The organism is Streptomyces sp. NPDC014870, from assembly GCF_043081505.1.
GTDB lineage: Bacteria > Actinomycetota > Actinomycetes > Streptomycetales > Streptomycetaceae > Streptomyces.
In genome coordinates, this window is record NZ_JBIBWQ010000004.1 from 184,385 (window position 1) to 207,636 (window position 23,252).

General features: G+C 73.3%; 18 protein-coding genes. 7 read left to right on the plus strand and 11 right to left on the minus strand.

Annotated features, from left to right (window positions below; genetic code table 11):
* Positions 1 to 8: 8 nt before the first annotated feature.
* Together ACF09C_RS13335 and ACF09C_RS13340 are read right to left on the minus strand one after the other, a co-directional pair.
* A complete protein-coding gene (locus tag ACF09C_RS13335) occupies positions 9 to 1,409 on the minus strand; it encodes an NAD(P)/FAD-dependent oxidoreductase (protein WP_392091616.1) in 1,401 nt (466 codons plus the stop codon).
* Positions 1,410 to 1,638: 229 nt separating this feature from the next.
* Positions 1,639 to 2,535, minus strand: coding sequence for a TIGR01777 family oxidoreductase (locus tag ACF09C_RS13340; RefSeq protein WP_392091617.1), 897 nt, complete (start codon positions 2,533 to 2,535; stop codon positions 1,639 to 1,641).
* Positions 2,536 to 2,587: 52 nt separating this feature from the next.
* On the opposite strand from ACF09C_RS13340, the gene ACF09C_RS13345 reads away from it, so the two are divergent.
* A complete protein-coding gene (locus ACF09C_RS13345) occupies positions 2,588 to 3,112 on the plus strand; it encodes a GNAT family N-acetyltransferase (protein ID WP_392091999.1) in 525 nt (174 codons plus the stop codon).
* Between the two features lie 22 nt (positions 3,113 to 3,134).
* On the opposite strand, the gene ACF09C_RS13350 is transcribed toward ACF09C_RS13345, so the two are convergent.
* Positions 3,135 to 3,791, minus strand: coding sequence for a TetR family transcriptional regulator (locus tag ACF09C_RS13350; protein WP_392091618.1), 657 nt, complete (start codon positions 3,789 to 3,791; stop codon positions 3,135 to 3,137).
* Between the two features lie 161 nt (positions 3,792 to 3,952).
* On the opposite strand from ACF09C_RS13350, the gene ACF09C_RS13355 reads away from it, so the two are divergent.
* Positions 3,953 to 4,738, plus strand: a complete 786-nt coding sequence (locus ACF09C_RS13355; RefSeq protein WP_392091619.1) for an SDR family NAD(P)-dependent oxidoreductase — start codon at positions 3,953 to 3,955, stop codon at positions 4,736 to 4,738.
* A gap of 73 nt (positions 4,739 to 4,811) precedes the next feature.
* Here the strand turns inward: ACF09C_RS13355 and ACF09C_RS13360 are convergent, their stop codons facing one another.
* Entirely contained in the window at positions 4,812 to 5,342 is a 531-nt protein-coding gene (locus ACF09C_RS13360) for a DUF4240 domain-containing protein (protein WP_362424390.1), read from the minus strand.
* Between the two features lie 100 nt (positions 5,343 to 5,442).
* Between ACF09C_RS13360 and ACF09C_RS13365 the strand changes: the two genes are divergently transcribed.
* Entirely contained in the window at positions 5,443 to 6,375 is a 933-nt protein-coding gene (locus tag ACF09C_RS13365; protein WP_392091620.1) for an SDR family oxidoreductase, read from the plus strand.
* On the opposite strand, the gene ACF09C_RS13370 is transcribed toward ACF09C_RS13365, so the two are convergent.
* The 6 genes from ACF09C_RS13370 to ACF09C_RS13395 form a co-directional block, all read right to left on the minus strand.
* Positions 6,366 to 7,355 (minus strand): helix-turn-helix transcriptional regulator, encoded by a 990-nt coding sequence (locus ACF09C_RS13370; protein ID WP_392091621.1) that lies wholly within the window; start codon positions 7,353 to 7,355, stop codon positions 6,366 to 6,368. The two genes, ACF09C_RS13365 and ACF09C_RS13370, sit on opposite strands and share 10 nt — an antisense overlap.
* A gap of 53 nt (positions 7,356 to 7,408) precedes the next feature.
* Entirely contained in the window at positions 7,409 to 10,114 is a 2,706-nt protein-coding gene (aceE, locus tag ACF09C_RS13375) for a pyruvate dehydrogenase (acetyl-transferring), homodimeric type (RefSeq protein WP_392091622.1), read from the minus strand.
* Positions 10,115 to 10,663: 549 nt separating this feature from the next.
* Positions 10,664 to 11,287 (minus strand): GntR family transcriptional regulator, encoded by a 624-nt coding sequence (locus tag ACF09C_RS13380; protein WP_392091623.1) that lies wholly within the window; start codon positions 11,285 to 11,287, stop codon positions 10,664 to 10,666.
* A 122-nt stretch (positions 11,288 to 11,409) separates the two neighbouring features.
* Entirely contained in the window at positions 11,410 to 13,158 is a 1,749-nt protein-coding gene (gene sucB, locus ACF09C_RS13385) for a 2-oxoglutarate dehydrogenase, E2 component, dihydrolipoamide succinyltransferase (protein ID WP_392091624.1), read from the minus strand.
* Between the two features lie 62 nt (positions 13,159 to 13,220).
* Entirely contained in the window at positions 13,221 to 14,609 is a 1,389-nt protein-coding gene (gene lpdA, locus ACF09C_RS13390) for a dihydrolipoyl dehydrogenase (RefSeq protein WP_392091625.1), read from the minus strand.
* 285 nt (positions 14,610 to 14,894) lie between these two features.
* On the minus strand, positions 14,895 to 16,409 hold the full coding sequence (locus tag ACF09C_RS13395) for a leucyl aminopeptidase (protein WP_392091626.1): 1,515 nt from the start codon (positions 16,407 to 16,409) through the stop codon (positions 14,895 to 14,897).
* 325 nt (positions 16,410 to 16,734) lie between these two features.
* Between ACF09C_RS13395 and ACF09C_RS13400 the strand changes: the two genes are divergently transcribed.
* Genes ACF09C_RS13400 through ACF09C_RS13415 form a run of 4 tightly spaced genes read left to right on the plus strand, consistent with a single transcriptional unit; the run spans position 16,735 to position 22,421 of the window.
* A complete protein-coding gene (locus ACF09C_RS13400) occupies positions 16,735 to 18,795 on the plus strand; it encodes a hypothetical protein (protein ID WP_392091627.1) in 2,061 nt (686 codons plus the stop codon).
* Positions 18,796 to 18,843: 48 nt separating this feature from the next.
* A complete protein-coding gene (gene pelF, locus ACF09C_RS13405; protein WP_392091628.1) occupies positions 18,844 to 20,364 on the plus strand; it encodes a GT4 family glycosyltransferase PelF in 1,521 nt (506 codons plus the stop codon).
* Complete coding sequence (locus ACF09C_RS13410; protein WP_392091629.1) at positions 20,361 to 21,782, plus strand: hypothetical protein; 1,422 nt, start codon at positions 20,361 to 20,363, stop codon at positions 21,780 to 21,782. The genes pelF and ACF09C_RS13410 overlap by 4 nt, the downstream gene beginning before the upstream one ends.
* A gap of 9 nt (positions 21,783 to 21,791) precedes the next feature.
* A complete protein-coding gene (locus ACF09C_RS13415) occupies positions 21,792 to 22,421 on the plus strand; it encodes a spherulation-specific family 4 protein (protein WP_392091630.1) in 630 nt (209 codons plus the stop codon).
* Here the strand turns inward: ACF09C_RS13415 and ACF09C_RS13420 are convergent.
* The gene (locus ACF09C_RS13420; RefSeq protein WP_392091631.1) at positions 22,418 to 23,185 is read right to left on the minus strand and encodes an adenosylcobinamide-GDP ribazoletransferase; all 768 of its coding nucleotides are present in this window, start codon (positions 23,183 to 23,185) and stop codon (positions 22,418 to 22,420) included. The two genes, ACF09C_RS13415 and ACF09C_RS13420, sit on opposite strands and share 4 nt — an antisense overlap.
* Between the last annotated feature and the right edge of the window lie 67 nt (positions 23,186 to 23,252).

Here is a 23,252-nt window from a genome sequence, read left to right on the forward strand (position 1 = left end):
TCGGCCCGTCAGGCGACCGCCTCCGCCGGGGCGCCCTGCGGGACCGGGATGCCCAGGTCGGTCAGAAGCGCGTGCGCCGCGCGGTGGGCGGAGGAGAGGGCGCCCTGCGGGGTGGACGTGTCGCGGTGGTCGCCGCAGACGTAGAGACCGGCGAGGAGCCGCACCGGGCGGCGCGGGTCGTGCGGCGGGGGCATCGCCGGGACCGCCTCGGGCTTGTGGTGGAGCGCGAGCAGCTCCCACTCGTCCGTCGACGTCCCGTACAGCGTCGCGAGGTGCTTGCGCACCCGGCGCTCCACGTCGTCGGGCGGGGCGCCCAGGACCGTCGAGGTGACCAGGACCCGGCCGTCGGGCGCCCGTGTGGGGTCGACGGCGCTCATGACCGCCGAGTGCGCGACCGGGCCGCCGGGGTCGGACTCCAGGAGCAGCACCGGCTCCTGCGCGGGCGGCTCGGGGGCCGTGTGGTGCAGCACGGTCACCGCGTGGAAGGCGGGCAGCCGCAGCCCGGGCAGCAGCTCGGCCGCCGACCTGGCACCCGTCGCGAGGAGCACCGAACGGCAGCCGAACACCCCGTGCTCCGCCGTCTCGACCCGGTCGATCCCGACCTCCGTGACCCGCACCCCGGTCCGTACCGTGCCTTCGGGGAGCGCCGCCGCGAGCAGTTCGGGCAGGATCCCCGAGCCGCCCTCCGGCACGGAGAGCCGGCCCCGGGCGAACGCGCGCAGGGCCAGGTCGGCGTAGCGGCTGGACGTGCCGAGGTCGGGATCGGAGAGCAGGGCCGCGACGAGCGGCCGCAGCACCCCCTGGACCGTACGGCCGGGCAGCCGGGCCGTCAGGGCCTCGCGCGCGGTCCGCTCCTGACGCGTCAGCAGACGCTGCACCGGCGTCGCCGCGAGCCGTGCCAGGGACGCGCCGAGGCGTGCCTGGTCCAGCGAGGCCGCCGGATTGCGGGGGGCGCTCGCGAGGGCGCGCGCCACGGTGTACGCGCCCCCTACGCGCCAGGGAGCGTGGGAGGACCCCCACCCTGCCCGCCAGGGCGCGTGCGGGGCGCCCCGGCCCCGGCCGTGCGGCCCGCGTCGGCGCGGATGCGGGAACGGTTCGCCGATCCGCAGGTACCGGCCGTCGCTGTGCACCAGTGCCCCCGGTGCGAACGGACGCAGCGTCACCCCGGCGAGCCCCCGGGTCCGGAGCAGCTCCGCGTACGAGGTCGTCAGCAGCGGCCCCACCCGGTCGAGCCGGAAGCCGTCCACGTCGTCGGTGATCAGCCGGCCGCCCACCCGGGGCCCGGCCTCCAGGACCGTGACGCCGAGTCCGGCGCTGGTCAGCCGGTGCGCGGCCGCGAGCCCCGCGATCCCGGCCCCGACGATGACGACGTCCGTGACGACATCCGTATGGCGTGCGGTACTGAGCACGTGCCCCTCCCCAGGTCGGCGCGGCTTGGTGGGAGGCCTATGCCCCCAACCGGCCCCCGGAATGCCCACGTTCGCATTCAGGGCCTGCCAGCCTCGGACAGCCCCGCCCGGCCGCGCCAGCGGCGCGCGCGGGGGTGCACGGAGCACGGGGTCGCACCGACGGCCGTCGGGACGCCGCGCGGGCCGCAGCGACGGCCGTCAGGCCGCGGCCCGGCCGCACCGGGCAGCGTCAGGCCGCCGCCCGGATCGACTCGTCGATCGTCGGGAAGGCGAAGGCGAAGCCCGACTCCAACAGGCGGCTCGGCAGCACCCGCTGACTGCCCAGCACGTCCACCGCGAACTCGCCGAGCGCCAGGCGCAGCGCGGGCGCGGGCACGGCGAGGACCGCCGGGCGGCGCAGGACCCGTCCCATCGCGGCCGTCACCTCCCGGTTGGTGACCGGTTCAGGGGCCGTCAGGTTCACCGGCCCCGCGAGGGACTCGGTGTCGATCAGGTGCCGCAGGGCCGCGACCTCGTCGTGCAGCGAGATGAAGCTCCAGTACTGCCGGCCGTCGCCCATCCGCCCGCCCACCCCGGCGCGGAACACCGGGAAGAGCCGCCCCCACGCGCCGCCCTCGGCGGCCACCACGAGGCCCGTGCGGGCGTACGCGACCCGGATCCCCGCCTCCTCGGCCGGGGCCGCGGCCGCCTCCCACTCCACGCACACCGAGGGCAGAAAGCCCTCGCCCGCGGGCGCGCTCTCGTCGACGGCGCGCGAGCCGGTGTCCCCGTAGTAGCCCAGGGCCGTACCGCACACCAGGACCTTCGGCGGCTCGGCGAGGGAGGCGAGGGCCTGCGCGATCGTCCGCGTACCGAGCACGCGGCTGTCGCGGATCTCCTTCTTGTACGCCTCGCTCCAGCGGCGCTCGCCGACGCCCGCGCCCGCCAGGTGCACGACCGCGTCGACACCGACGAGGCCCGCCGCGTCCACGTACAGCCGCGCGGGGTCCCACTCGACCTCGTCGGCGGTCCGGGCCGGACGGCGCACGAGACGGGAGACCTGGTGGCCGTCGGCGCGCAGGGAGCGCACCAGGGCGGAGCCGATGAGTCCGGAGGCGCCGGTGACGGCGATGCGGGAGCGTTCCATGCGCCCATCCTGCCCTTCCGGGGCCCCGCGTGGCACAGTGGCCGCCATGATCATGCCGGAGACGCGCATACGCATGGCCGTTCCCGCCGACGAGGCCGCCCTCGGGGAGCTGGACCGGGCCACCTGGTCGCCCCTGCACGCGGTGCAGCCCGCGCCGGAACCCCCGTACCGGCCGTTCTTCGACGAGCGCCATCTGCCGGAGGACTACCTCGTGGCGGAGGAGGTGGGGGACGCTCCGGGCCGTTCGGCAGGCGCCGGCGCCGTCATCGGTTATCTGCGGCTCGTCCCGGCCACCCCGCTCGCCTGCAACCGGCACGTCCGCCAGATCCAGGGCCTCGCCGTGGCCGAGAGCGCGCGGGGCCGGGGTGTGGCCCGGGCGCTGCTGCGCGCCGCGTGTGCGGAGGCCCGCCGCCAGGGCGCCCGCCGCATCACCCTGCGGGTCCTCGGCCACAACGCCCCGGCCCGCGCGCTCTACGCGTCCGAGGGCTTCGCCGTCGAGGGCGTCCTGCCCGGCGAGTTCTTCCTGGACGGCGCGTACGTGGACGACGTCCTGATGGGCCGCTCGCTCACGGACTAGGGTCTTCAGGGCCTGTCCGGTCCTAGGGGGTGTGGGTCGGGGGCGTCAGCGGCCCCATGCCGCCCATCAGTTCGCGCAGGCAGCGCACCGCCAGCTCGGCCGGGGCGCCCTCGCCGCGCACCGGCGCGTCCGTCTCCGCCCAGGCCTCCAGGGCCACCCGGATCGCGTCCGTGGCCGCCGCCGCCGCGAGCCGTACCTCCAGCGGGTCCGCGTCGGGGCCCGCGAGCCCGGCCACCACGGCCAGCAGCTTCTCCTCCGACTCCTGGTTGACCCGGTACCAGACCGCCCGCAGGGCAGGGTCCTCGGCCGCCGCCCGCAGCAGCCCGCGCGTCCAGCGCAGCCCCTCGGCCGCCTCCTCGTCCGCCCCCGCGAGCGCCTCCGCGATCGACCGCTCGAGGGCGGCCGGCACGGTCGCGCCGGGCTCCGCCGCCGCGAGCGACTCCCGCCAGCGGTCCGCGCCGCCCGCGAGGAGCGGGGCGACGGCGTCCTGCTTGGAGCGGAAGTAGCGGTAGAAGGTGCGCAGCGCGACCCCGGCGCGCAGTGCGATGTCCTCGGCCGTGGTGCCGTCGGGTCCGCGCTCGGTGAAGAGCTCGGCGGCGGCACGCGCGATGTCGAGCTGGGTGGCCGCCTTGCGGCGCTCGGTCAGGGAGGTGGGCCTGGCGGCGGGCTGGGTGCTCACCGTACGAGGGTACGCCCCACCCTTGCCGACCTTGCATTTCATGCAACTGTGGCAAAACGTGCCACCTAGGCGTACGGTGTGCTCTGCATCAAGGCATCAAGGCATCAAGGCATCAAGCATCAGGGCATCAGGAAACTCGTCGTCGAGAGGTCGGACAGGACATGAACCGCTACGAAGGACGCCGCGCACTGGTCACCGGTGGCGGCTCGGGCATCGGCCAGGCCACCGTGCTGCGCATGCTCGCCGAGGGCGGCCGTGTCGTCGCCGCCGACATCAGCGAGGACGGCCTCAAGGACACCGTCGCCAAGGCCGGCGCCGCCGCCGACCGCCTCACCACGGTCGTCGTGAACGTCGCCGACGAGACCTCCGTGCGCGAGGGCGTCGTCGCCGCCGTCACCACCCTCGGCGGCCTGGACGTGCTGGTCAACGCGGCCGGCATCCTGCGCTCGTCGCACACCCACGAGACCACGCTCGACTCCTTCGAGCAGGTCGTCCGGATCAACCTGACCGGCACGTTCCTGGTGATCCGCGAGGCGATCCCGGCCCTCCTGGCCGGCGAGGGCTCCGCCGTCGTGAACTTCTCCTCCACCTCGGCGCAGTTCGCCCACCCGTACATGGCCGCCTACGCGGCCAGCAAGGGCGGCATCCAGTCCATGACCCACGCGCTCGCCGCCGAGTACGCCAAGCAGGGCATCCGCTTCACCGCCGTCCAGCCCGGCTCCATCTCCTCCGGCATGACCGACGGCACCGGCGCCAGCCGGCAGAGCGTCGGCCCCGGCCTGCCCGAGGACGCCGACCTGTCCCTCTTCATGAAGCTCGCCCCCGCCGTCGGCCAGGGCTTCGCCGGACCGGAGACGGTCGCGGGCGTCGTCGCGATGCTCGCGAGCGAGGACGGGAAGTTCATCACCGGTACCGAGGTCCGCATCGACGGCGGCACGCACTTCTGAGCCACGCGGCAGACAGGCCGGTACGGACCCGGGGTGGGACGGCCCCCGGGTCCGTACCTTTTCAGCGGGTCGCTCAGCCGAGCTGTACCGCGCCGAAGCGCTCCCACAGGCGCGGGTAGCGGGCCGCGAGCGCCGCGTCGTCCGCCAGGTCGAAGGCCACGCCCTCCGGCTCCGCGGGCTGCGGCGGAATCCCCAGGTCGGGCGCCTCGATCCCGGTCAGCTGCTCGTACGCCTCGTCGGCGGCGAAGCCCAGCTCCTCGCCGTCCCCGTCGATCTCCTCGTCGAAGTCGTCCAGCAGCTCGGCGAGGGCGTCCGGATCGTGCACCGCGCCCTCGAAGACCTCCCGGCCCTGGCCGATGAGCCAGCAGCGGAAGTAGTCGAAGGCGTCGTCGCCCGCCCCGTCGAGCAGCACCGCCGCCGCGCCCCACAGATCCCAGCGGTAGGCGCGGTTGTAGCGGGCCTCGAAATGGCGGGCGAAGTCGAGCACGGAGTCGGGGTCGAGCTGCAGCAGCCGCTCGACGAGCAGGTCGGCGTGTTCCTCCGGGTCGCCCTCGGCGGCCTCGCGGGTCGAGTCGACGATCTCCCAGAACTCCGTTTCGTCCATCACGGCATCCAGCATCGACCGTGGGGGAGGGCGGCGCACCCGGAAACAGCCAAAATCAAATCGGACAGGAGATGTCGTACTTTCCTGTCACGCTCCCTCCATGGAGACATCCAAGGAGACCGAGACCAAGCCGCTGAGCGGCAGGATCGCCCTGGTCGCGGGCGCCACACGGGGCGCCGGACGGGCCATCGCCGTACAGCTGGGCGCCGCCGGTGCCACCGTGTACGTGACCGGTCGCACCACCCGGGAGAGGGTCAGCGAGGTCGGCCGTGCGACGGAGACCATCGAGGAGACGGCCGAGCTGGTGACGGCGGCCGGCGGCGAGGGCATCGCGGTGCCGACGGACCATCTGGAGATCGACCAGGTGGAGGCGCTGGTCGCGCGGATCGACGCGGAGCGGGGCCGGCTCGACGTCCTCGTCAACGACGTGTGGGGCGGGGAGCACCTGCTGAAGTTCGGCCTGAAGATCTGGGAGACCGATCTGACCGACGGGCTGCGGATGATGGAGCTCGGCGTGCGGACGCACGCCATCACCTCCCGCCTCGCGCTGCCGCTGCTGATCCGCCACCCGGGCGGACTCGTCGTCGAGATGACCGACGGCACCGCCGAATGGAACACGCGGTTCCGGGAGAACTTCTTCTACGACCTCACCAAGAACGCCCCGATCCGGATGGCCTTCGCGCTCGCCCACGACCTGAAGGACGTGGACGCCACCGCGGTCTGCCTCACGCCCGGCTGGCTGCGCTCCGAGCAGATGCTGGCGGCCTTCGGCGTGACCGAGGAGAACTGGCGGGAGGCGATCGAGAAGGTCCCCGGCTTCGAGATCGCCGAGTCCCCGGTCTACGTCGGCCGTGCCGTCGCCGCCCTGGCCGCCGACCCCGACCGGGCCCGCTGGACCGGCCAGTCGCTCTCCAGCGGGCAGCTGGCCAAGGTGTACGGCTTCACGGACGCGGACGGCTCCCAGCCGGATGCCTGGGGCTACATGCTCGCGGGCGAGACGGGCGGCAAGCCGGACGTGGCCGACTACCGGTAACCGCCGCCGTAGCCGTCCTGGCCGTACAGCTCCGCGAGCCCCCTCGCCGCCGCCGCGAAACGGGCCCGGAGCGACTCCGGGCCAAGCACCTCCGCCTCCGGGCCGAGCGCGAGCAGCTGGCTGAAGGCGACCTCCTCGTTCTCCACGAGGAGCGTCGCCGTCAGCCGGCCCGCCCCGTCCTCCGTACCGCCCGCCAAGGCCTCCTCGGCCGCCGCGCGGTCCGTCACGTACGGGAGACGGCGCGCGCCCGCCTCCGAGAGCCGCAGCACGACCTCGGCGCGCAGGATCGAGCGGGCGAACTCCGCCGCGCGCTCCGCCCAGAACGCGGGCAGGTCGAACTCCTCGTCCCGTACGAACCGTTCCTCGCCGAGCGCGACCGCCGTGAACCTGTCCACCCGGTAGGTACGGAACGCCCTGCCCGCACGCGCGCACAGGTACCAGACGCCCGCCTTGAGCACGAGGCCGTACGGAGCCAGCTCGCGGTCCACCTCGCCGTCGCCGCGGCGGTAGCGCGCGGAGAGCATCCGGTCGTCCCAGACGGCCTCCGCGATCGGCGGCAGCAACTCCGGGGTCTCCGGCTCCTGATACCAGCCGGGAGCGTCGAGCAGGAAGCGCTGCGCCGCCGACTCCGGGGCGTCGCGCAGCGAGGGCAGCAGCGCCGCCGACACCTTCAGCCGGGCCGCCGAGGCGGCGTCCTCCAGGCCCATGTCCCGCAGCGCGCCCGGAAGCCCGGACAGGAACAGCGCCTCGGCCTCACCGCGCGCGAGCCCCGTGAGCCGCGTGCGATACCCCCCGATCAGCCGGTACCCACCCGCCCTGCCCCGGTCCGCATACACCGGAACCCCCGCCTCCGAGAGGGCGAGGGCATCGCGGGTGATCGTCCTCTCGGACACCTCCAGCTCCTCCGCCAACTCGGCCGCCGTCATCGAGGGCCGGGACTGGAGGAGCAGCACCATCTTGATAAGCCGAGCGGCACGCATGAACCCATCATGCGTGCCGCCACTGACAAGCCGGAGGACGAACCCCGGGCCTCTTACAGGCCGTAGCGCTCGCGCGCCTCCTTCACGGCCGAGGCCGGGACCTCGCCGCGGCGGGCGAGCTGGGCCAGGGCCGCGACGACGATCGACTGCGCGTCGACACCGAAGTGGCGGCGGGCCGCGTCACGGGTGTCCGACAGACCGAAGCCGTCCGCACCGAGCGAGGACCAGTCCTGCTCGACCCACTGCGCGATCTGGTCCGGGACCTGACGCATGTAGTCGGAGACGGCCAGGACCGGGGAGTCCACGCCCTCCAGCGCCTTGCGGATGTACGGCACCTGCTCCTCGCCGCGCAGCAGCGCCGCGTCGGCCGCCAGCGCGTCGCGCCGCAGCTCGGTCCAGGAGGTGGCGGACCACACGTCGGCGCCCACGCCCCACTCGGCGGCGAGCAGCTTCTGCGCCTCAAGGGCCCAGTGGATGGCCGTGCCGGAGGAGAGCAGCTGGATCCGCGCGGCGTTCGCGGGCAGGTCGAGACCGGCCGACTCCGCCGTGTTGAAGCGGTACAGGCCCTTGATGATGCCCTCGTCGACCCCGGCCGGCTTGGCCGGCTGCGGCATCGGCTCGTTGTAGACCGTGAGGTAGTAGAAGACGTCCTGGTCCTCGCCCTCGGCGGCCTCGCCGTACATCCGGCGCAGGCCCTCCTTGACGATCGCCGCGACCTCGTAGGCGAACGCCGGGTCGTACGTCAGGGCGGCCGGGTTGGTGGCCGCGATCACGGGGGAGTGCCCGTCGGCGTGCTGCAGACCCTCACCGGTCAGGGTGGTGCGGCCGGCGGTCGCGCCGACGAGGAAGCCGCGGCCGAGCTGGTCGCCGAGCTGCCACATCTGGTCGGCGGTGCGCTGCCAGCCGAACATCGAGTAGAAGATGTAGAAGGGGATCATCGCCTCGCCGTGCGTGGAGTACGCGCTGGAGGCGGCGATGAAGTCGGCCATGGACCCGGCCTCGGTGATCCCCTCGTTGAGGATCTGGCCGTTGACGGCCTCCTTGTAGTACATCAGCTGGTCGCGGTCGACCGGCTCGTACGTCTGGCCCTTCGGCGAGTAGATGCCGAGCGACGGGAACAGCGATTCCATGCCGAAGGTACGGGCCTCGTCCGGGACGATCGGGACCCAGCGCTTGCCGGTCTCCTTGTCGCGGACCAGGTCCTTCACCAGGCGGACGAAGGCCATCGTCGTCGCGACCGACTGCGAGCCGGAGCCCTTGTCGAAGGCGGCGAAGGTCTTCTCGGCCGGGGCCGGCAGCGGGGCCAGCGGCTGGACGCGGCGGGCCGGGGCCGGGCCGCCGAGCGCCGCGCGGCGCTCCTGGAGGTAGCGGACCTCGGCGGAGTCGGCGCCGGGGTGGCCGTAGGGGACCACGCCGTCGACGAACTGCGCGTCGGAGATCGGCAGGTCGAGCAGGTCACGCATGGCCTTGAACTCGTCCGTGCTGAGCTTCTTCATCTGGTGGTTCGCGTTCTTCGACGCGAAGCCCTCACCGAGGGTGAAGCCCTTCACGGTCTGCGCGAGGATCACCGTCGGCGCGCCCTTGAACTCCAGGGCGGCCTTGTAGGCGGCGTAGACCTTGCGCGGCTCGTGGCCACCGCGGGAGAGGTGGAAGCACTCCAGGATCTTGTCGTCGCTCAGCAGCCGGCCCATCGCGACGAGCGCGGGGTCGGAGCCGAAGAAGTCCTGGCGGATGTAGGCGGCGTCGCGGGTCTGGTACGTCTGGACCTGCGCGTCCGGGACCTCACGGAGGCGGCGGACCAGGGCGCCGTTGGTGTCGAGCGCGAACAGCTCGTCCCAGGCGTTGCCCCAGAGCGACTTCACGACGTTCCAGCCGGCGCCGCGGAACTGGGCCTCCAGCTCCTGCACGATCTTGAAGTTGGCGCGGACCGGGCCGTCGAGGCGCTGCAGGTTGCAGTTGATGACGAAGGTCAGGTTGTCCAGACCCTCGCGGGCGGCGAGTGCGAGTGCCGCCGTCGACTCGGGCTCGTCCATCTCGCCGTCGCCGAGGAACGCCCACACGTGCGAGGACGAGACGTCCTTGATGCCGCGGTTGGTGAGGTACCGGTTGAAGCGCGCCTGGTAGATGGCGGAGAGCGGGCCCAGACCCATGGAGACGGTCGGGAACTCCCACAGCCAGGGCAGCCGGCGCGGGTGGGGGTAGGAGGGCAGGCCGTTGCCGCCGGACTCCTGCCGGAAGTTGTCGAGGTGCGCCTCGGTGAGGCGGCCGTCGAGGAAGGCGCGGGCGTAGATGCCGGGGGAGGCGTGGCCCTGGATGTAGAGCTGGTCGCCGGAGCCGGCGGCGTCGCCGGACTCCTTGCCCTTGAAGAAGTGGTTGAAGCCGGTCTCGTAGAGCCACGCGGCCGAGGCGAAGGTGGCGATGTGGCCGCCGACGCCGTGCTTGGCACCGCGGGTCACCATGGCGGCGGCGTTCCAGCGGTTCCAGGCGGTGATCCTGCGCTCCATCTCCTCGTCGCCGTCGATGACGGGCTCCGCGGAGGTGGGGATGGTGTTGACGTAGTCCGTCTCCAGCAGCTTGGGCAGGGCGAGGCCCGCGCCCTCGGCGTGCTGGAGCGTGCGGCGCATCAGGTAGGCGGCCCGGTGGGGGCCGGCGGCCTTGGTGACGGCGTCCAGGGAGGCCGCCCACTCGGCGGTCTCCTCGGTGTCACGGTCCGGGAGCTGGTCGAGCTCGCTCGGAATCTTGCCTACGGGATCGGTCATGATCGCCGCCTTCCGGACAGATGGGGGTGGAGAAGGGGTGCCTTGTCTGGCAGGACAGGGCGAAGGGCCGGGTAGCGGCCCGCCGAAGACTGTAAGCCGCCGATCGATGATCGATCAAAGTGTTGAAGGGAAAAACTTCCCTCGAACGCGAAAGTCGGCACAGGGTGCCGCGAAAACGGGCACCGGGTGCCTTGTTTTCGCAGGTGGGGGAGCGAATGAGAGCGCCGTCGCACGAATGAGCGAGAGCGGCACGGGCGCCCGCCGGGGGCTTGGAACACCCTCCCGGAGCGCACGCGCTACGCGAAGCTGCCGCGGGAGGGCGCGGCGGCAGGGCCGGGGCTGCCCCTGCGCGTTGTGCGGCGGGGGCCTGCCGCAGGAGGGCGTCGCGGCAGGGCTGGAGCCGCCCCCGGGGTGTTGTGCGGCGCGGAGCTGCCGCGTGGGGGGGGTTCGGGGGCTTGCCCCCGAGAACGAACATCCCCACCCCCGCCCCCGGCAGGGTCTCGGGCAGGGGCGAGGTGGGGGAGGTCCCGCTTGGCCGCCCCCTGAGCGCTACGCCCTCGGCGCGCAGCCCAGGACGTGGGCCTTCACCAGGGCGCCGATGTTCGGGTCGCCCCGGCGGAACGCCTCCACCAGGTCCTGGTGCTCCTCCGCGTACGACTTCTGGACCGTGCCGAGCCAGCGGATCGACAGCGCCGTGAAGACCTCGATGCCCAGGCCCTCCCAGGTGTGCAGCAGCACGCTGTTCCCGGCCGCCTTCACCAGCTCGCGGTGGAAGCCCACCGTGTGCCGTACCTGCGCCGTGCCGTCCGCGGCGCGGTCCGCCTCGTACAGGGCCGCCACGTGCGGCTCCAGGGCCGAGCAGTCGGCCTGGAGGCGCCGTGCCGCCAGCTCCGCCGCGATCTGCTCCAGACCGGCCCTGACCGGGTAGCTCTCCTCCAGGTCGGCCGCCGTCAGGTTCCTGACCCGTACGCCCTTGTTGGGGGAGGACTCGATCAGCCGCAGCGACTCCAGCTCGCGCAGCGCCTCGCGCACCGGGGTCTGACTGACCTCCAGCTCGGTCGCGATCCGCCGCTCCACGATCCGCTCACCCGGCTTCCAGCGTCCGCTGACGATGCCCTCCACGATGTGCTCGCGGATCTGTTCGCGCAGCGAGTGGACGACGGGGACGCTCATGAAGCCCCTCCTTAAGGGACGCGTTGACACTCAAGACAATACGGCGGCGCCCCCGCCCGGAAACACTTCCGGGCGGGGGCGCCGCAGGTGAGGCTTGTTACGTTGCCAAGCCCCGGGGAGAACTACAGCCCGAGGTCGACCTCGAACTCGCCGGCCTCCAGGATCGCCTTGACGGCCGTCAGGTAGCGGGCCGCGTCGGCGCCGTCCACCAGACGGTGGTCGTAGGAGAGCGTCAGGTACGTCATGTCGCGGACGCCGATGACGGTGCCCTCGGGGGTCTCGATGACCGCCGGACGCTTGACCGTGGCACCGATGCCCAGGATGGCGACCTGGTTCGGGGGCACGATGATCGTGTCGAAGAGCGCGCCGCGCGAACCCGTGTTGGAGATCGTGAAGGTCGCGCCCGCCAGCTCGTCCGGGGTGATCTTGTTGCCGCGGACCTTGCCGGCCAGCTCGGCCGTGGCCTTGGAGATGCCGGCGATGTTCAGGTCGCCCGCACCCTTGATGACCGGCGTCATCAGACCCTTCTCGGAGTCCACGGCGATGCCGATGTTCTCCGAGTCGAAGTACGTGATGGTGCCCTCGTCCTCGTTGATCCGGGCGTTGATGACCGGGTGGGCCTTCAGCGCCTGGGCCGCCGCCTTGACGAAGAACGGCATCGGGGACAGCTTGACGCCCTCACGGGCGGCGAACGCGTCCTTGGCACGGGCGCGCAGCTTCATCAGCTTGGTGATGTCGACCTCGACGACCGAGGACAGCTGGGCCTGGCCGTGCAGCGCCTTCATCATGTTGTCGCCGATGACCTTGCGCATGCGGGTCATCTTGACGGTCTGACCGCGCAGCGGGGAGACCTCGAGGGCCGGGGCCTTCGGCGCGGCGGCGGCCGGAGCGGCGGCAGCGGCGACGGGGGCCGGGGCGGCCTTCTTGGCCTCGGCGGCCGCGAGGACGTCCTGCTTGCGGATACGGCCGCCGACGCCGGTGCCCTTGACGGACGCCAGGTCGATGCCGTTCTCCGAGGCCAGCTTGCGGACCAGCGGCGTCACGTAGGCGCCGTCGTCCACCGGCTGGGCGGCCACGGGGGCCGGCGCGGCCGGGGCGACCGGAGCCGGAGCGGCCACCGGGGCGGCGGGCGCGACCGGGGCCGGGGCGGCGACCGGGGCGGCCGGAGCCACCGGCGCGGGGGCCGCAGCCGGGGCCACCGGGGCGGGAGCGGCGGCGGCCGGAGCCGGCGCGGCCGGAGCCGGAGCGGCGGCCGGGGCGGCACCCGCGGCACCGATGACGGCCAGCTTGGCGCCGACCTCGGCGGTCTCGTCCTCGGCGACGACGATCTCCAGGAGGACACCCGAAGCCGGGGCCGGGATCTCGGTGTCGACCTTGTCCGTGGAGACCTCGAGCAGCGGCTCGTCGGCCTCGACGGTCTCGCCGACCGACTTCAGCCAGCGGGTCACGGTGCCCTCGGTGACGGACTCGCCGAGCGCCGGCAGGACGACGTCCGTGCCGGTGGCGCCACCGGCCGGAGCGGCGGCGGGAGCCTCGGCCACGGGGGCCGGAGCGGCCGGAGCCTCGGCCACCGGGGCCGGGGCGGCGGGGGCCTCGACGGCGGCCGGGGCCGGAGCGGCGGCCGGCGCACCGGTGCCGTCGTCGATGATGGCGAGCTCGGCGCCGACCTCGACGGTCTCGTCCTCGGCGACCTTGATGGAGGCCAGGATGCCCGACGCGGGCGCCGGGATCTCGGTGTCGACCTTGTCGGTCGAGACCTCGAGCAGCGGCTCGTCGGCCTCGACACGCTCACCCTCGGCCTTGAGCCAGCGGGTGACGGTGCCCTCGGTGACGCTCTCGCCGAGCGCCGGCAGGGTTACGGAAACCGACATGGTTTCAGTTGCTCCTAACGAATTGCGGAAAGTGGTCGTCGCGCCCGTTGATGACGTGAGCGTCAGTCGTGGGAGTGCAGAGGCTTGCCGGCCAGCGCCAGGTGCGCCTCGCCGAGAGCCTCGTTCTGCGTCGGGTGGGCGTGGATGAGCTGCGCGACCTCGGCCGGCAGCGCCTCCCAGTTGTAGATCAGCTGCGCTTCGCCGACCTGCTCGCCCATGCGGTCACCGACCATGTGGACGCCGACCACGGCACCGTCCTTGACCTGGACGAGCTTGATCTCGCCCGCGGTCTTCAGGATCTTGCTCTTGCCGTTGCCCGCGAGGTTGTACTTGAGGGCGACGACCTTGTCCGCGCCGTAGATCTCCTTGGCCTTGGCCTCGGTGATGCCGACGGAGGCGACCTCGGGGTGGCAGTACGTCACCCGGGGCACACCGTCGTAGTCGATCGGAACGGTCTTCAGACCGGCCAGCCGCTCCGCGACGAGGATGCCCTCGGCGAAGCCGACGTGGGCGAGCTGGAGCGTCGGGACGAGGTCGCCGACCGCCGAGATCGTCGGCACGTTCGTCCGCATGTACTCGTCGACCAGGACGTAGCCGCGGTCCATCGCGACGCCCTGCTCCTCGTAGCCGAGGCCGGCCGAGACCGGGCCGCGGCCGATGGCGACCAGCAGGACCTCGGCCTCGAAGGTCTTGCCGTCGGCCAGGGTGACCTTGACACCGTTCTCGGTGTACTCGGCGGACTGGAAGAACGTGCCGAGGTTGAACTTGATGCCGCGCTTGCGGAACGCGCGCTCAAGAAGCTTGGAGCTGTTCTCGTCCTCGACCGGGACCAGGTGCTTCAGGCCCTCGACGACCGTCACGTCGGTGCCGAAGGACTTCCACGCGGAGGCGAACTCGACGCCGATGACACCGCCGCCGAGGATGATCGCCGACTCCGGGACGCGGTCCAGGGTCAGGGCGTGGTCGGAGGAGATGATCCGGTTGCCGTCGATCTCCAGACCCGGCAGGGACTTCGGCACGGAACCCGTGGCGAGGAGGACGTGACGGCCCTCGACGCGACGGCCGTCCACGTCGACGGAGGTCGGGGAGGAGAGCCGGCCGTGGCCCTCGATGTACGTCACCTTGCGGGAGGCGACGAGACCCTGCAGGCCCTTGTACAGGCCCGAGATCACGTCGTCCTTGTACTTGTGCACGGCCTTGATGTCGATGCCCTCGAAGGTGGCCTTGACACCGAACTGCTCCGCCTCGCGCGCCTGGTCGGCGACCTCGCCGGCGTGGAGCAGGGCCTTCGTCGGGATGCAGCCGTTGTGCAGGCAGGTGCCGCCGAGCTTGTTCTTCTCGATCAGTGCGACGTCCAGGCCCAGCTGCGCTCCGCGCAGCGCCGCGGCGTAACCGCCGCTACCGCCGCCGAGGATCACTAGGTCGAAAACGGTGCTGGCGTCGTTCGCCACGTCACGTCCTCCATGCATGTGCGCTCGTCGCCGGTCGTCTGTGACCGGGCGGCGGCTGGTGTCCGGCCGCTTTTCTGTCGGCCCTGTGGTGGGGGCCCTGTCCTGCCGAGAACCCATCTTCGCACTTGTTGCCGGGCGGCGGGACGCGGGGCCGGTGTGTGAGACCGGCCGATCGCCCGTACGGACAGGTAACCGGCACGTACGAACGTACGGATTTCGTTGAGGGTGAACACGCGCGCGGCCCCGGGACGGGTCCAGGGGCCGCGCGGGCGTTTCACCGGCAGGTCAGAGCTCGCCGGCGGCGGTCTTCTCCGCGAGCTTCACCAGGGTGCGGACCGAGGAGCCGGTGCCGCCCTTGGGGGTGTAGCCGTACGGGGCGCCCTCGTGGAAGGCCGGGCCCGCGATGTCGAGGTGGGCCCAGGTGATGCCCTCGCCGACGAACTCCTGCAGGAAGAGACCGGCGACCAGGCCGCCGCCCATCCGCTCGCCCATGTTGGCGATGTCGGCGGTCGGGGAGTCCATGCCCTTGCGCAGGTCGGCCGGGAGCGGCATCGGCCAGGACTGCTCGCCGACCTCCTCGGCGGTCTCGTGGATCGCCGTGCGGTAGTCGTCGTCGTTGGCCATGATGCCGAAGGTGCGGTTGCCCAGGGCCAGCACCATCGCGCCGGTCAGGGTCGCCACGTCGACGATCGCGTCCGGGTTCTCCTCCGAGGCCCGGGTCAGCGCGTCGGCCAGGACCAGCCGGCCCTCGGCGTCGGTGTTGAGGACCTCGACGGTCTTGCCGCTGTACATCCGCAGCACGTCGCCGGGGCGGGTGGCGTTGCCGGACGGCATGTTCTCGGCGAGCGCCAGCCAGCCGGTGACGTTGACGGCCAGGCCGATCCGGGCGGCGGCGACGACGGCGGCGAACACGGCGGCCGCGCCGCTCATGTCGCACTTCATCGTCTCGTTGTGGCCGGCCGGCTTCAGGGAGATGCCGCCCGAGTCGTAGGTGATGCCCTTGCCGACCAGGGCGAGGGTCTTCTCCGCCTTCGGGTGCGTGTAGGCGACCCGGACCAGGCGCGGGCCGCGGACCGCGCCCTTGCCGACGCCGAGGATGCCGCCGTAGCCGCCCTTGTCGAGCGCCTTCTCGTCGAGCACCTGGACCTTGAGGCCGTGCTCCTTGCCGGCGGCGGTGACGATGGCCGCGAACGTCTCGGGGTAGAGGTCGTTCGGCGGCATGTTGATCAGGTCGCGGGCGCGGTTGATCTCCTCGGAGAGCGCCAGCGCGCGCTCGGCGGCGGCCTTGAAGGCCTTGTCGCGCGGCTTGCCGCCGAGCAGGGCCACCTCGGCCAGCGGCTTCTTTGCGTCCTTGCCGTTCTTGGACTCCTGGTACGCGGTGTAGGCGTACGCGCCGAGCAGCGCGCCCTCGGCGATCGCCTCGGCGTCCTCGGTGGAGGCGACGGGCAGCGCGAACGCCGCCTTCTTGGACCCGTGCAGGGTGCGGGCGGCGGTACCGGCGGCGCGGCGGAGCGTCTCGGCGCGGTACGACTCGCCGTCCTCGGGCGCGGAGCCCAGGCCGACGGCGAGCACGACGGGGGTCTTCAGACCGGCGGGGGAGGGCAGCTTGGTGGCCTCACCCTCGGCACCCGCAGCGCCCAGGGTCTCCAGGACGGCGGCCAGCCTCCCGTCGAACGCCTTGTCCACGGCCTCGGCGCCGGGGGCGACGACCAGGCCCTTGCCGGACTTGGCGACACCTACGACCAGGGCGTCGGCGCGCAGCGTCGCGGCGCCGGCTGTGCTGAGAGTGAGAGCAGTCACGGTGGTGAAATCTCGCTTCCATTGAGTTCTGTGGCGGTCGAGGGATGGGCCGACCATGCCCGCCGCATCGTATTTCGGCCCGGAGAGCGCCGAGAACGAGCCTACGCTCGCTCATCCTGTTCGCTCACGGCGGCGGTGATTCACTCATCCGTGGTGTCTCTTTCACGTTTACCGCACGAGGCCCGCGAGCTCCTCCACACTCGCCTCATTCGCGCAAGGGCGGCGCTCGCCCCTTTGCACCATCCGCATCATCTCCACAGGTCCTCCGCGTCCGGCGGGCCTGTCGAGGGGGGACACCACTCCGATGGACTCTGCCGGATCCCGCATGCCCAGAACTTCCCCCAAGGCCTTCGGCCTGGGGGGCGCCCCCAGGACCGCCGCGCTCGTGGCCGCCGCGCTCCTCGCCACCGTCGTCCCGTCGGCGGGAGCGAGCGCCGCCGCGCCGCCGGTCCCGCGGGTCGACCTCACCGTCCTCGTCGTCGACGACGGCGGCAGCGCCGTACAGGCGATCATCGCCGAGCTGCGCTCCACGGGCGTCCCGTACCGCCGTGTCGATCTGGCCGATTCCGGTCGCCCGGTCATCAACGCCGCCTTCCTCAGCGACACCGTCTCCGGGCGCCCCCGGGCCAAGTACCAGGGTGTCGTGCTGCCCCACGAGTCGGCGTTCGGGCCCGACTCCGCCGAGCAGGCCGCGCTCGCGGCGTACGAGACGACCTTCAGGATCCCGCAGGTCGACGCGTACACCTGGGCCTACCCCGGCGTCGGCCTCGACTACACCAGCGAGGGCGGGTACTCCGGCCCCCTCGACGGGGTCACCGCCGCCCTCACCCCGGCCGCCGAGGCCGGGCCCTTCCGCTACCTCGACGGGGTCCTGACCTTCGAGGACAACGACCCCGCGATCACCGAGAGCTACGGCTACGCGGGCCGCCCGCGCGAGGGCTTCACCAGCCTCCTCGACGTGCCCGTCTCCGGCGGCGGCCGGGCCAGCCTGATCGGCGAGTACGCTCACGACGGGCGCCGCGAACTCGTCGTCTCCTTCGCCTACAACCAGTACCAGCGGCAGTTCCGGGTCCTCGCGCGCGGCATCGTCGAGTGGCTCACCGAGGGCGTCCACCTCGGGCAGAGCCGGAACTACTTCTCCGTCCACGTCGACGACGTCTTCGCCCCCGACGCCCGCTGGGACACCGCGCGCAACTGCACCCCGGGCGACTTCGACTGCCCCGGCGGCGACGGCGAGGCCGGCGAGAACCCGATCCGGATGACCGTCGACGACGCCGTGTACGCGGCCGCCTGGCAGAAGTCCGCGGGCTTCACCCTCGACATGGTCTACAACGGCGGCCAGGGCGAGCAGTGGAAGACCGAGCACGGCGGCGCCGACCCGGCCGCCGCCCGGCTGATCGCCGACCGCGCCCAGTACCGCTGGATCAACCACACCTACACGCACCCCTTCCTCGGCTGCGTCCAGGACAATTCCACCGTCCCCTGGCAGTGCGCCAAGAACACGGCCGGCGCCACCCGGTGGACGAGCCGCGCCACCATCGCCGCCCAGATCCGCGACAACCACAACTGGGCCGTGGCCAAGGGCATCTCCGTGGACCGCACCGAACTCGTCACCGGCGAGCACTCGGGGTTGAAGACCGCGCCGCAGCAGCCGGTCGACAACCCGAACCTGGCGGGCGCGCTCTCCGACACCGGCGTCAGGTGGATCGCCAGCGACAACTCCCGCGAGCCGCAGCAGCGCGTGGTGGGCCCGGCGAAGACCGTCCCGCGACACCCGATGAACGTGTACTACAACGTGGGCACGGCCGCCGAGATGGCCGACGAGTACAACTGGGTCTACACCTCGCGCGCCGACGGCGGCAGCGGGATCTGCGAGTCCAACCCGGCCTCCACCTGCCTGCCCGCCCCGCTCGACCCCGCCACCGGCTACGCGACGCACATCGTCCCGCAGGAGGCGCGCATCGCCCTCTCGCACGTGGTGGCCAACGACCCGCGCCCGCACTACGTCCACCAGTCCAACCTCGCCGAGGAGCGCATCCTCTACCCGGTCCTCGACCGGATCCTCGCCGACTACCGGGGCCTGTACGCCGACAACACCCCGCTGGTGAACCCCCGTCAGCGCGATGTCGGCACCGAGCTGGACCGCCGCGCCGCCTGGGACAAGGCGCTCGCGGCCGGCCAGGTCACCGCGTACCGCATCGGCACCGCCGTCACGCTCAAAGCGCCCTCCGGAGTGACCGCCCCGGTCACCGTCCCCGAAGGCACCCGCAAGCAACTCCTGCTCGGCACCGCGGTGTTCGGCACGGCCTACGCGGGGGCGCGCTCGGCCTGGACCGCCCCCGAGGCGCTCCAGTCCACGACCACGCTCAAGCTCCCGACGGCCTGACCGAGGACCGTACGACCCGACCACCGTACGTTCTGGGGGGAACCGCACATGCCGAGCAGTGGCCGTCACGTCACCATGCTCACCGAAGGCACCTATCCGCACGTCCACGGGGGAGTCAGCACCTGGTGCGACCAGCTCGTCCGGGGGATGCCCGAGGTCGACTTCGAGATCCTCGCCCTCACCGGCAACGGCCGCGAACCCGTGACCTGGGAGCTGCCGTCGAACATCGCCCGGCACACCGCCTTCCCGCTCTGGGGCCCGGCCCCGGAGCGGGGGCGGGCCCTGCGGGGCCGTGACCGGCGCCGCTTCACCGACACCTACGAGCGCTTCCTGCTCTCCATCCTCGACCCCGAGTCCGGCTGCGACTTCGGCGAGGGCCTCTACGCCCTCGCCGGGCTCGCCCGGCGCGGTGCGCTGACCGCCGCCCTGCGCTCGGAGCGCGTGCTGCGCTCCCTGATGTGGATCTGGACCATGCCGCATCTGCCGGCGGCCGCCGCCCAGCCCACCGTCCACGACGCCCTCACCGCGACCGACCTGCTCGAACACGCGCTGCGGCCGCTCGCCGCCCGGATACCCGACGACTGCGTCGCGCACGCGGTCTCCAGCGGCCTCGCGACGCTGCCGGCGCTCGCCGCCCAGCACTTCGAAGGGGTGCCCTTCCTGCTCACCGAACACGGCATCTATCTCCGCGAGCGCTACCTCGGCTACCGCACCGAGGCCCAGCGCTGGCCCGTCAAGGCCCTGATGCTCGGCTTCTACCGGGAGCTCAACACCCTCGGCTACCGCAAGGCCGACCTCATCACCCCCTGCAACCAGTACAACCGGCGCTGGGAGGAGCGCGGCGGCGCCCCCGCCGCCCGGATCAGGACCGTCTACAACGGCGTCGACCCGCACGCGTTCCCCTACGCCGGTCCCGAGCCGGAGGTCCCCACCCTCAGCTGGTGCGGGCGCGTCGACCCGATCAAGGACCTGGAGACGCTGATCCGCGCGTACGCCATCTGCCGCGCCGAACTCCCGGAGCTGCGGCTGCGGTTGTTCGGCCCGGTCCCGGCGGGCAACGAGGACTACCGCACCCGGCTGGAGAAGCTCGCCGCCGAGCTGGGCGTGTGCGACGGCATCACCTTCGAGGGCCGGGTCTCCGACGTGGCCGGGGCCTACGCGGCGGGGAGCGTGGTGATGCTCTCCTCGATCAGCGAGGGGTTCCCCTTCTCGCTGATCGAGGCGATGTCCTGCGGCCGGGCCACGGTCTCCACCGACGTCGGCGGGGTACGGGAGGCCGTCGGCGACACCGGGCTCGTCGTGCCGCCCCGCGAGCCCGCCGTGATGGCCGCGGCCGTCACGGAGCTGCTGCGGGACGGGGAGCGACGGGCCGAACTGGGGCGCAGGGCCCGCCAGCGGGTCGTCGACCGGTTCACCCTGCACCGCTCGGTGGACGGCTTCCGCCGGATCTACCGCGAACTGGGGGGCGCCCCCGCGCCCGTGCCCGCCGCGCAGGAACCGGAGGACTGGACGGTGCTCCTCACCGATCCCTGGCGGCCCGCACTCGTCGGCGGAGGGTCCCTGTCATGAGCGGCTCCCTCTGGCTGAAGAACGGCACGATGCGGGACACCCTGCCGGTGATCCCGCGTCAGCGGGTGTCCCCGGGACCCGCGGCAGGACCGTACGCCGCCGACCCGGTCGACGAACTCGCCGGCCGGCTCGCCGGTCTCGCGGCCGTCGCGGTCCATCCGGACGAGATCGCCGCGATCCTGGAGTCCGACGGCATGACGGACGACCACATCCGGCTCACCTACGGCCGCGCCGACTCCTTCGCCCTCGCCGAGGACCTCTACGCGCGCGTGGAGCGCCACCACCCCGAACCGGAGGCCCCGGCCGCCGGGCCCTGGCACCACGGGCTGGCCGGCTGCCTCCTCCGGGGTCTCGTCTTCGCCCTGCCCGGCCTCGCGTACGTCCTGGGGGCCCCGCTCCTCGGCGGTGCCGGAACGGTTCCCCTGCTGGCCGGGGCGGTGGCCGGCTGGGTGTGGAACCAGGCCCTGTCCCACCGCGCGCACACCTGGCTCGGGCTCGGCGACCGGGGCGCAGCCGCCCGCAGCCTGCTCGTCGGCGCCCCGGCAGGTGCGCTCGCCGGCACGGCGGTCGCCCTCGCGGCCTCGGGCCCCGGCGAGTGGCCGGTGGTCGTGTTCGCCGCGGGCCAGTCGCTCTACCTGGCGGCCGCGACCGTGCTCCTCGTCCTCGGCCGCGAACGCGCCCTGCTCTGCGCGCTGGTCCCGCTCGCCGGGGCGGTGCCCGCGTTCCGGTACGACGTCCCCGACGCGCTGAGGGCCGGGCTGCCGGCGCTCTCCCTGGCGGCGGCGATCGCCTTCGCGGCGACGGTGCTGCGCGGCGCGGGCGCGGGGTGGCCCGGAGCACGGTGGCTCGCGGACCGGGGGCGCCGCTCGGGTCCGCCGCTCGTCGCCTCCGTCCCGTACGGGCTCTTCGGGCTCGGCACCGGACTGCTCGTGCTGTACGCGGGCGGTGACGACGCCCTCGTGACGGGCGCGGGTCCTGTGCTCGCGCTCACGCTCTCCATGGGGCCCGCCGAGTGGCTGCTGCACCGCTTCCGCCGCGAGAGCCTCGCCGGCCTTCGGACCCTGACCAGCGCGAGGGCGTTCCGGCGGGCGGCGGCGGGCACCCTCGCGCACTGCCTGGGCGGCTACCTCGCCGTGCTCCTCGCCCTGGCCGCCCTCGGCTCCCTGCTCTGGCCCGGGACGCCGGCGCCCGGCGGCCTCGGACTGCTCGGGCTGCTCCTCGTCGGGGTGGTGCTCTGGCTCGGGCTGCTGCTCCAGGCCTTCGGCGCGGTCCGCGGCGCGGCCGTCGTCTGCACGCTCGCGGCGGCGGCGCAGACCTTCGCCCCCGCCTCGGGCGCGCTGGTCGCCGGTGCGGCCGCGGCCGCCCTGGCTGTGCTGACCTGCGCCCTGCTCGTCCGACCGACCGCCCACCGCGTCTGAGGAAGGCCCGTGACCCCCTCCCTTCTCGTGCCCTTCTACGAGCACCCGGCCGACCGCCCCGAGGCGTGGGAGGCCCTGGTCGAGGCGGCGCCGTCGCTGTACGGCGTCGTCCTCAACCCGGCGAGCGGCCCGGGCCCGGCGCCCGACCCCGCGTTCGCCGCCCTCGCGGACCGGCTCCGCGCGGCGGGCGTCCGCGTGCTCGGCTACACCGACACCGCCTACGGGCGCCGCCCGCACGCCGAGGTCGTGGCCGAACTGCTGCGTCACCGGGACTGGTACGGGGCCGACGGGGCCTTCCTCGACCAGGTGCCGACCGCGCCCGAGGCGCTCGACCACGTACGCCGCATCGGCGTCGCCGCCCGGGCGGCGGGCGCCCGCACCCTGGTCCTCAACCACGGCGCCCACCCCGACCCCGGCTACGCCGACCTCGCCGACCTGCTGGTCACCTACGAGGGCCCCTGGGACTCCTACCGAGGCCTCGACCTGCCGGTCGCCGACCACTACTGCCACCTGGTCTACGCGGCCCCCCGCGACGCCGTCCCGACCACCCGCGTCCACTGCACGGTCCCCGGCACGGGCGCCCACCCCTGGGGCACCCTCCCGCACGGCCTGGACCGCGCGCCCGAGCGGACCTCCTAGAGACCCACCGTCAGCGCCACCAGCACCGCCGTGGCCGCCGTCTCCTCGACCGCGCCGAAGACGTCGCCCGTCACCCCGCCGAAGCGGCGGACGCAGCGGCGGAGCAGCAGGGCCGCCGCTGCGAGGCCCGCGCCCGCCGCGAGGACGTGGCGGAGGGCGTCGGACGGGGAGAACAGTGCGGCCGTCGCGGCGCAGGTCGCCAGGACGGCCGCCGTGACCAGGGCGGCGGCGCGGACCGGGACGGTGCCGGCGACCATCGCGCCCAGGCCCTCCGGGCGGGCCGCCGGGATGCCCTCGCGGGAGGCGTGGGTCAGGGCGAGGCGGGCGACGGTCGCGGCGAGGACGGCGCCGACCGTGCCGTACGCCCAGCCCTCCTCGTACAGCCGGAACAGCGCGGCCACCTGGGCGAGCAGGACGAAGAGGAGTGTGATCACGCCGAACGGGCCGATGTCCGACTGCTTCATGATCCGCAGCGCGTCCTCGGCGGGCTTAGCGCTGCCGAGCCCGTCCGCGGTGTCCGCGAGCCCGTCCAGGTGGAGGCCGCGGGTCAGCAGCGCCGGGACGGCCGCCGTGGCGACCGCCGCGAGCAGCGGTCCGGAGCCGAGCAGCAGGAGCACCCCGCCGAGCGCGGCGGCGAACAGGCCGAGGACCAGGCCCGCGACCGGGGCCCACAGCATGCCGGCGCGCGCCGCGTCCCGGTCCCAGCGGGTGATGCGGGCGGGGAGCACGGTGAGGGTGCCGAAGGCGAAACGCAGGCCGTCCATCCGGGCAGGGTATGGCAGCCTCGCACGCTGTAAATTGCGCATAAGCCGCAGACCGGAAGCAGGTGGC

Coding starts and splice junctions, on each gene's coding strand:
- ACF09C_RS13340 (WP_392091617.1), bottom strand. CDS start 2,535: ATGGAACGCTCCCGCATCGCCGTCACCGGCGCCTCCGGACTCATCGGC.
- ACF09C_RS13345 (WP_392091999.1), top strand. CDS start 2,588: ATGCCGGAGACGCGCATACGCATGGCCGTTCCCGCCGACGAGGCCGCC.
- ACF09C_RS13355 (WP_392091619.1), top strand. CDS start 3,953: ATGAACCGCTACGAAGGACGCCGCGCACTGGTCACCGGTGGCGGCTCG.
- ACF09C_RS13360 (WP_362424390.1), bottom strand. CDS start 5,342: ATGGACGAAACGGAGTTCTGGGAGATCGTCGACTCGACCCGCGAGGCC.
- ACF09C_RS13365 (WP_392091620.1), top strand. CDS start 5,443: ATGGAGACATCCAAGGAGACCGAGACCAAGCCGCTGAGCGGCAGGATC.
- ACF09C_RS13370 (WP_392091621.1), bottom strand. CDS start 7,355: ATGCGTGCCGCTCGGCTTATCAAGATGGTGCTGCTCCTCCAGTCCCGG.
- aceE (WP_392091622.1), bottom strand. CDS start 10,114: ATGACCGATCCCGTAGGCAAGATTCCGAGCGAGCTCGACCAGCTCCCG.
- ACF09C_RS13380 (WP_392091623.1), bottom strand. CDS start 11,287: ATGAGCGTCCCCGTCGTCCACTCGCTGCGCGAACAGATCCGCGAGCAC.
- sucB (WP_392091624.1), bottom strand. CDS start 13,158: ATGTCGGTTTCCGTAACCCTGCCGGCGCTCGGCGAGAGCGTCACCGAG.
- ACF09C_RS13400 (WP_392091627.1), top strand. CDS start 16,735: ATGCCCAGAACTTCCCCCAAGGCCTTCGGCCTGGGGGGCGCCCCCAGG.
- pelF (WP_392091628.1), top strand. CDS start 18,844: ATGCCGAGCAGTGGCCGTCACGTCACCATGCTCACCGAAGGCACCTAT.
- ACF09C_RS13410 (WP_392091629.1), top strand. CDS start 20,361: ATGAGCGGCTCCCTCTGGCTGAAGAACGGCACGATGCGGGACACCCTG.
- ACF09C_RS13420 (WP_392091631.1), bottom strand. CDS start 23,185: ATGGACGGCCTGCGTTTCGCCTTCGGCACCCTCACCGTGCTCCCCGCC.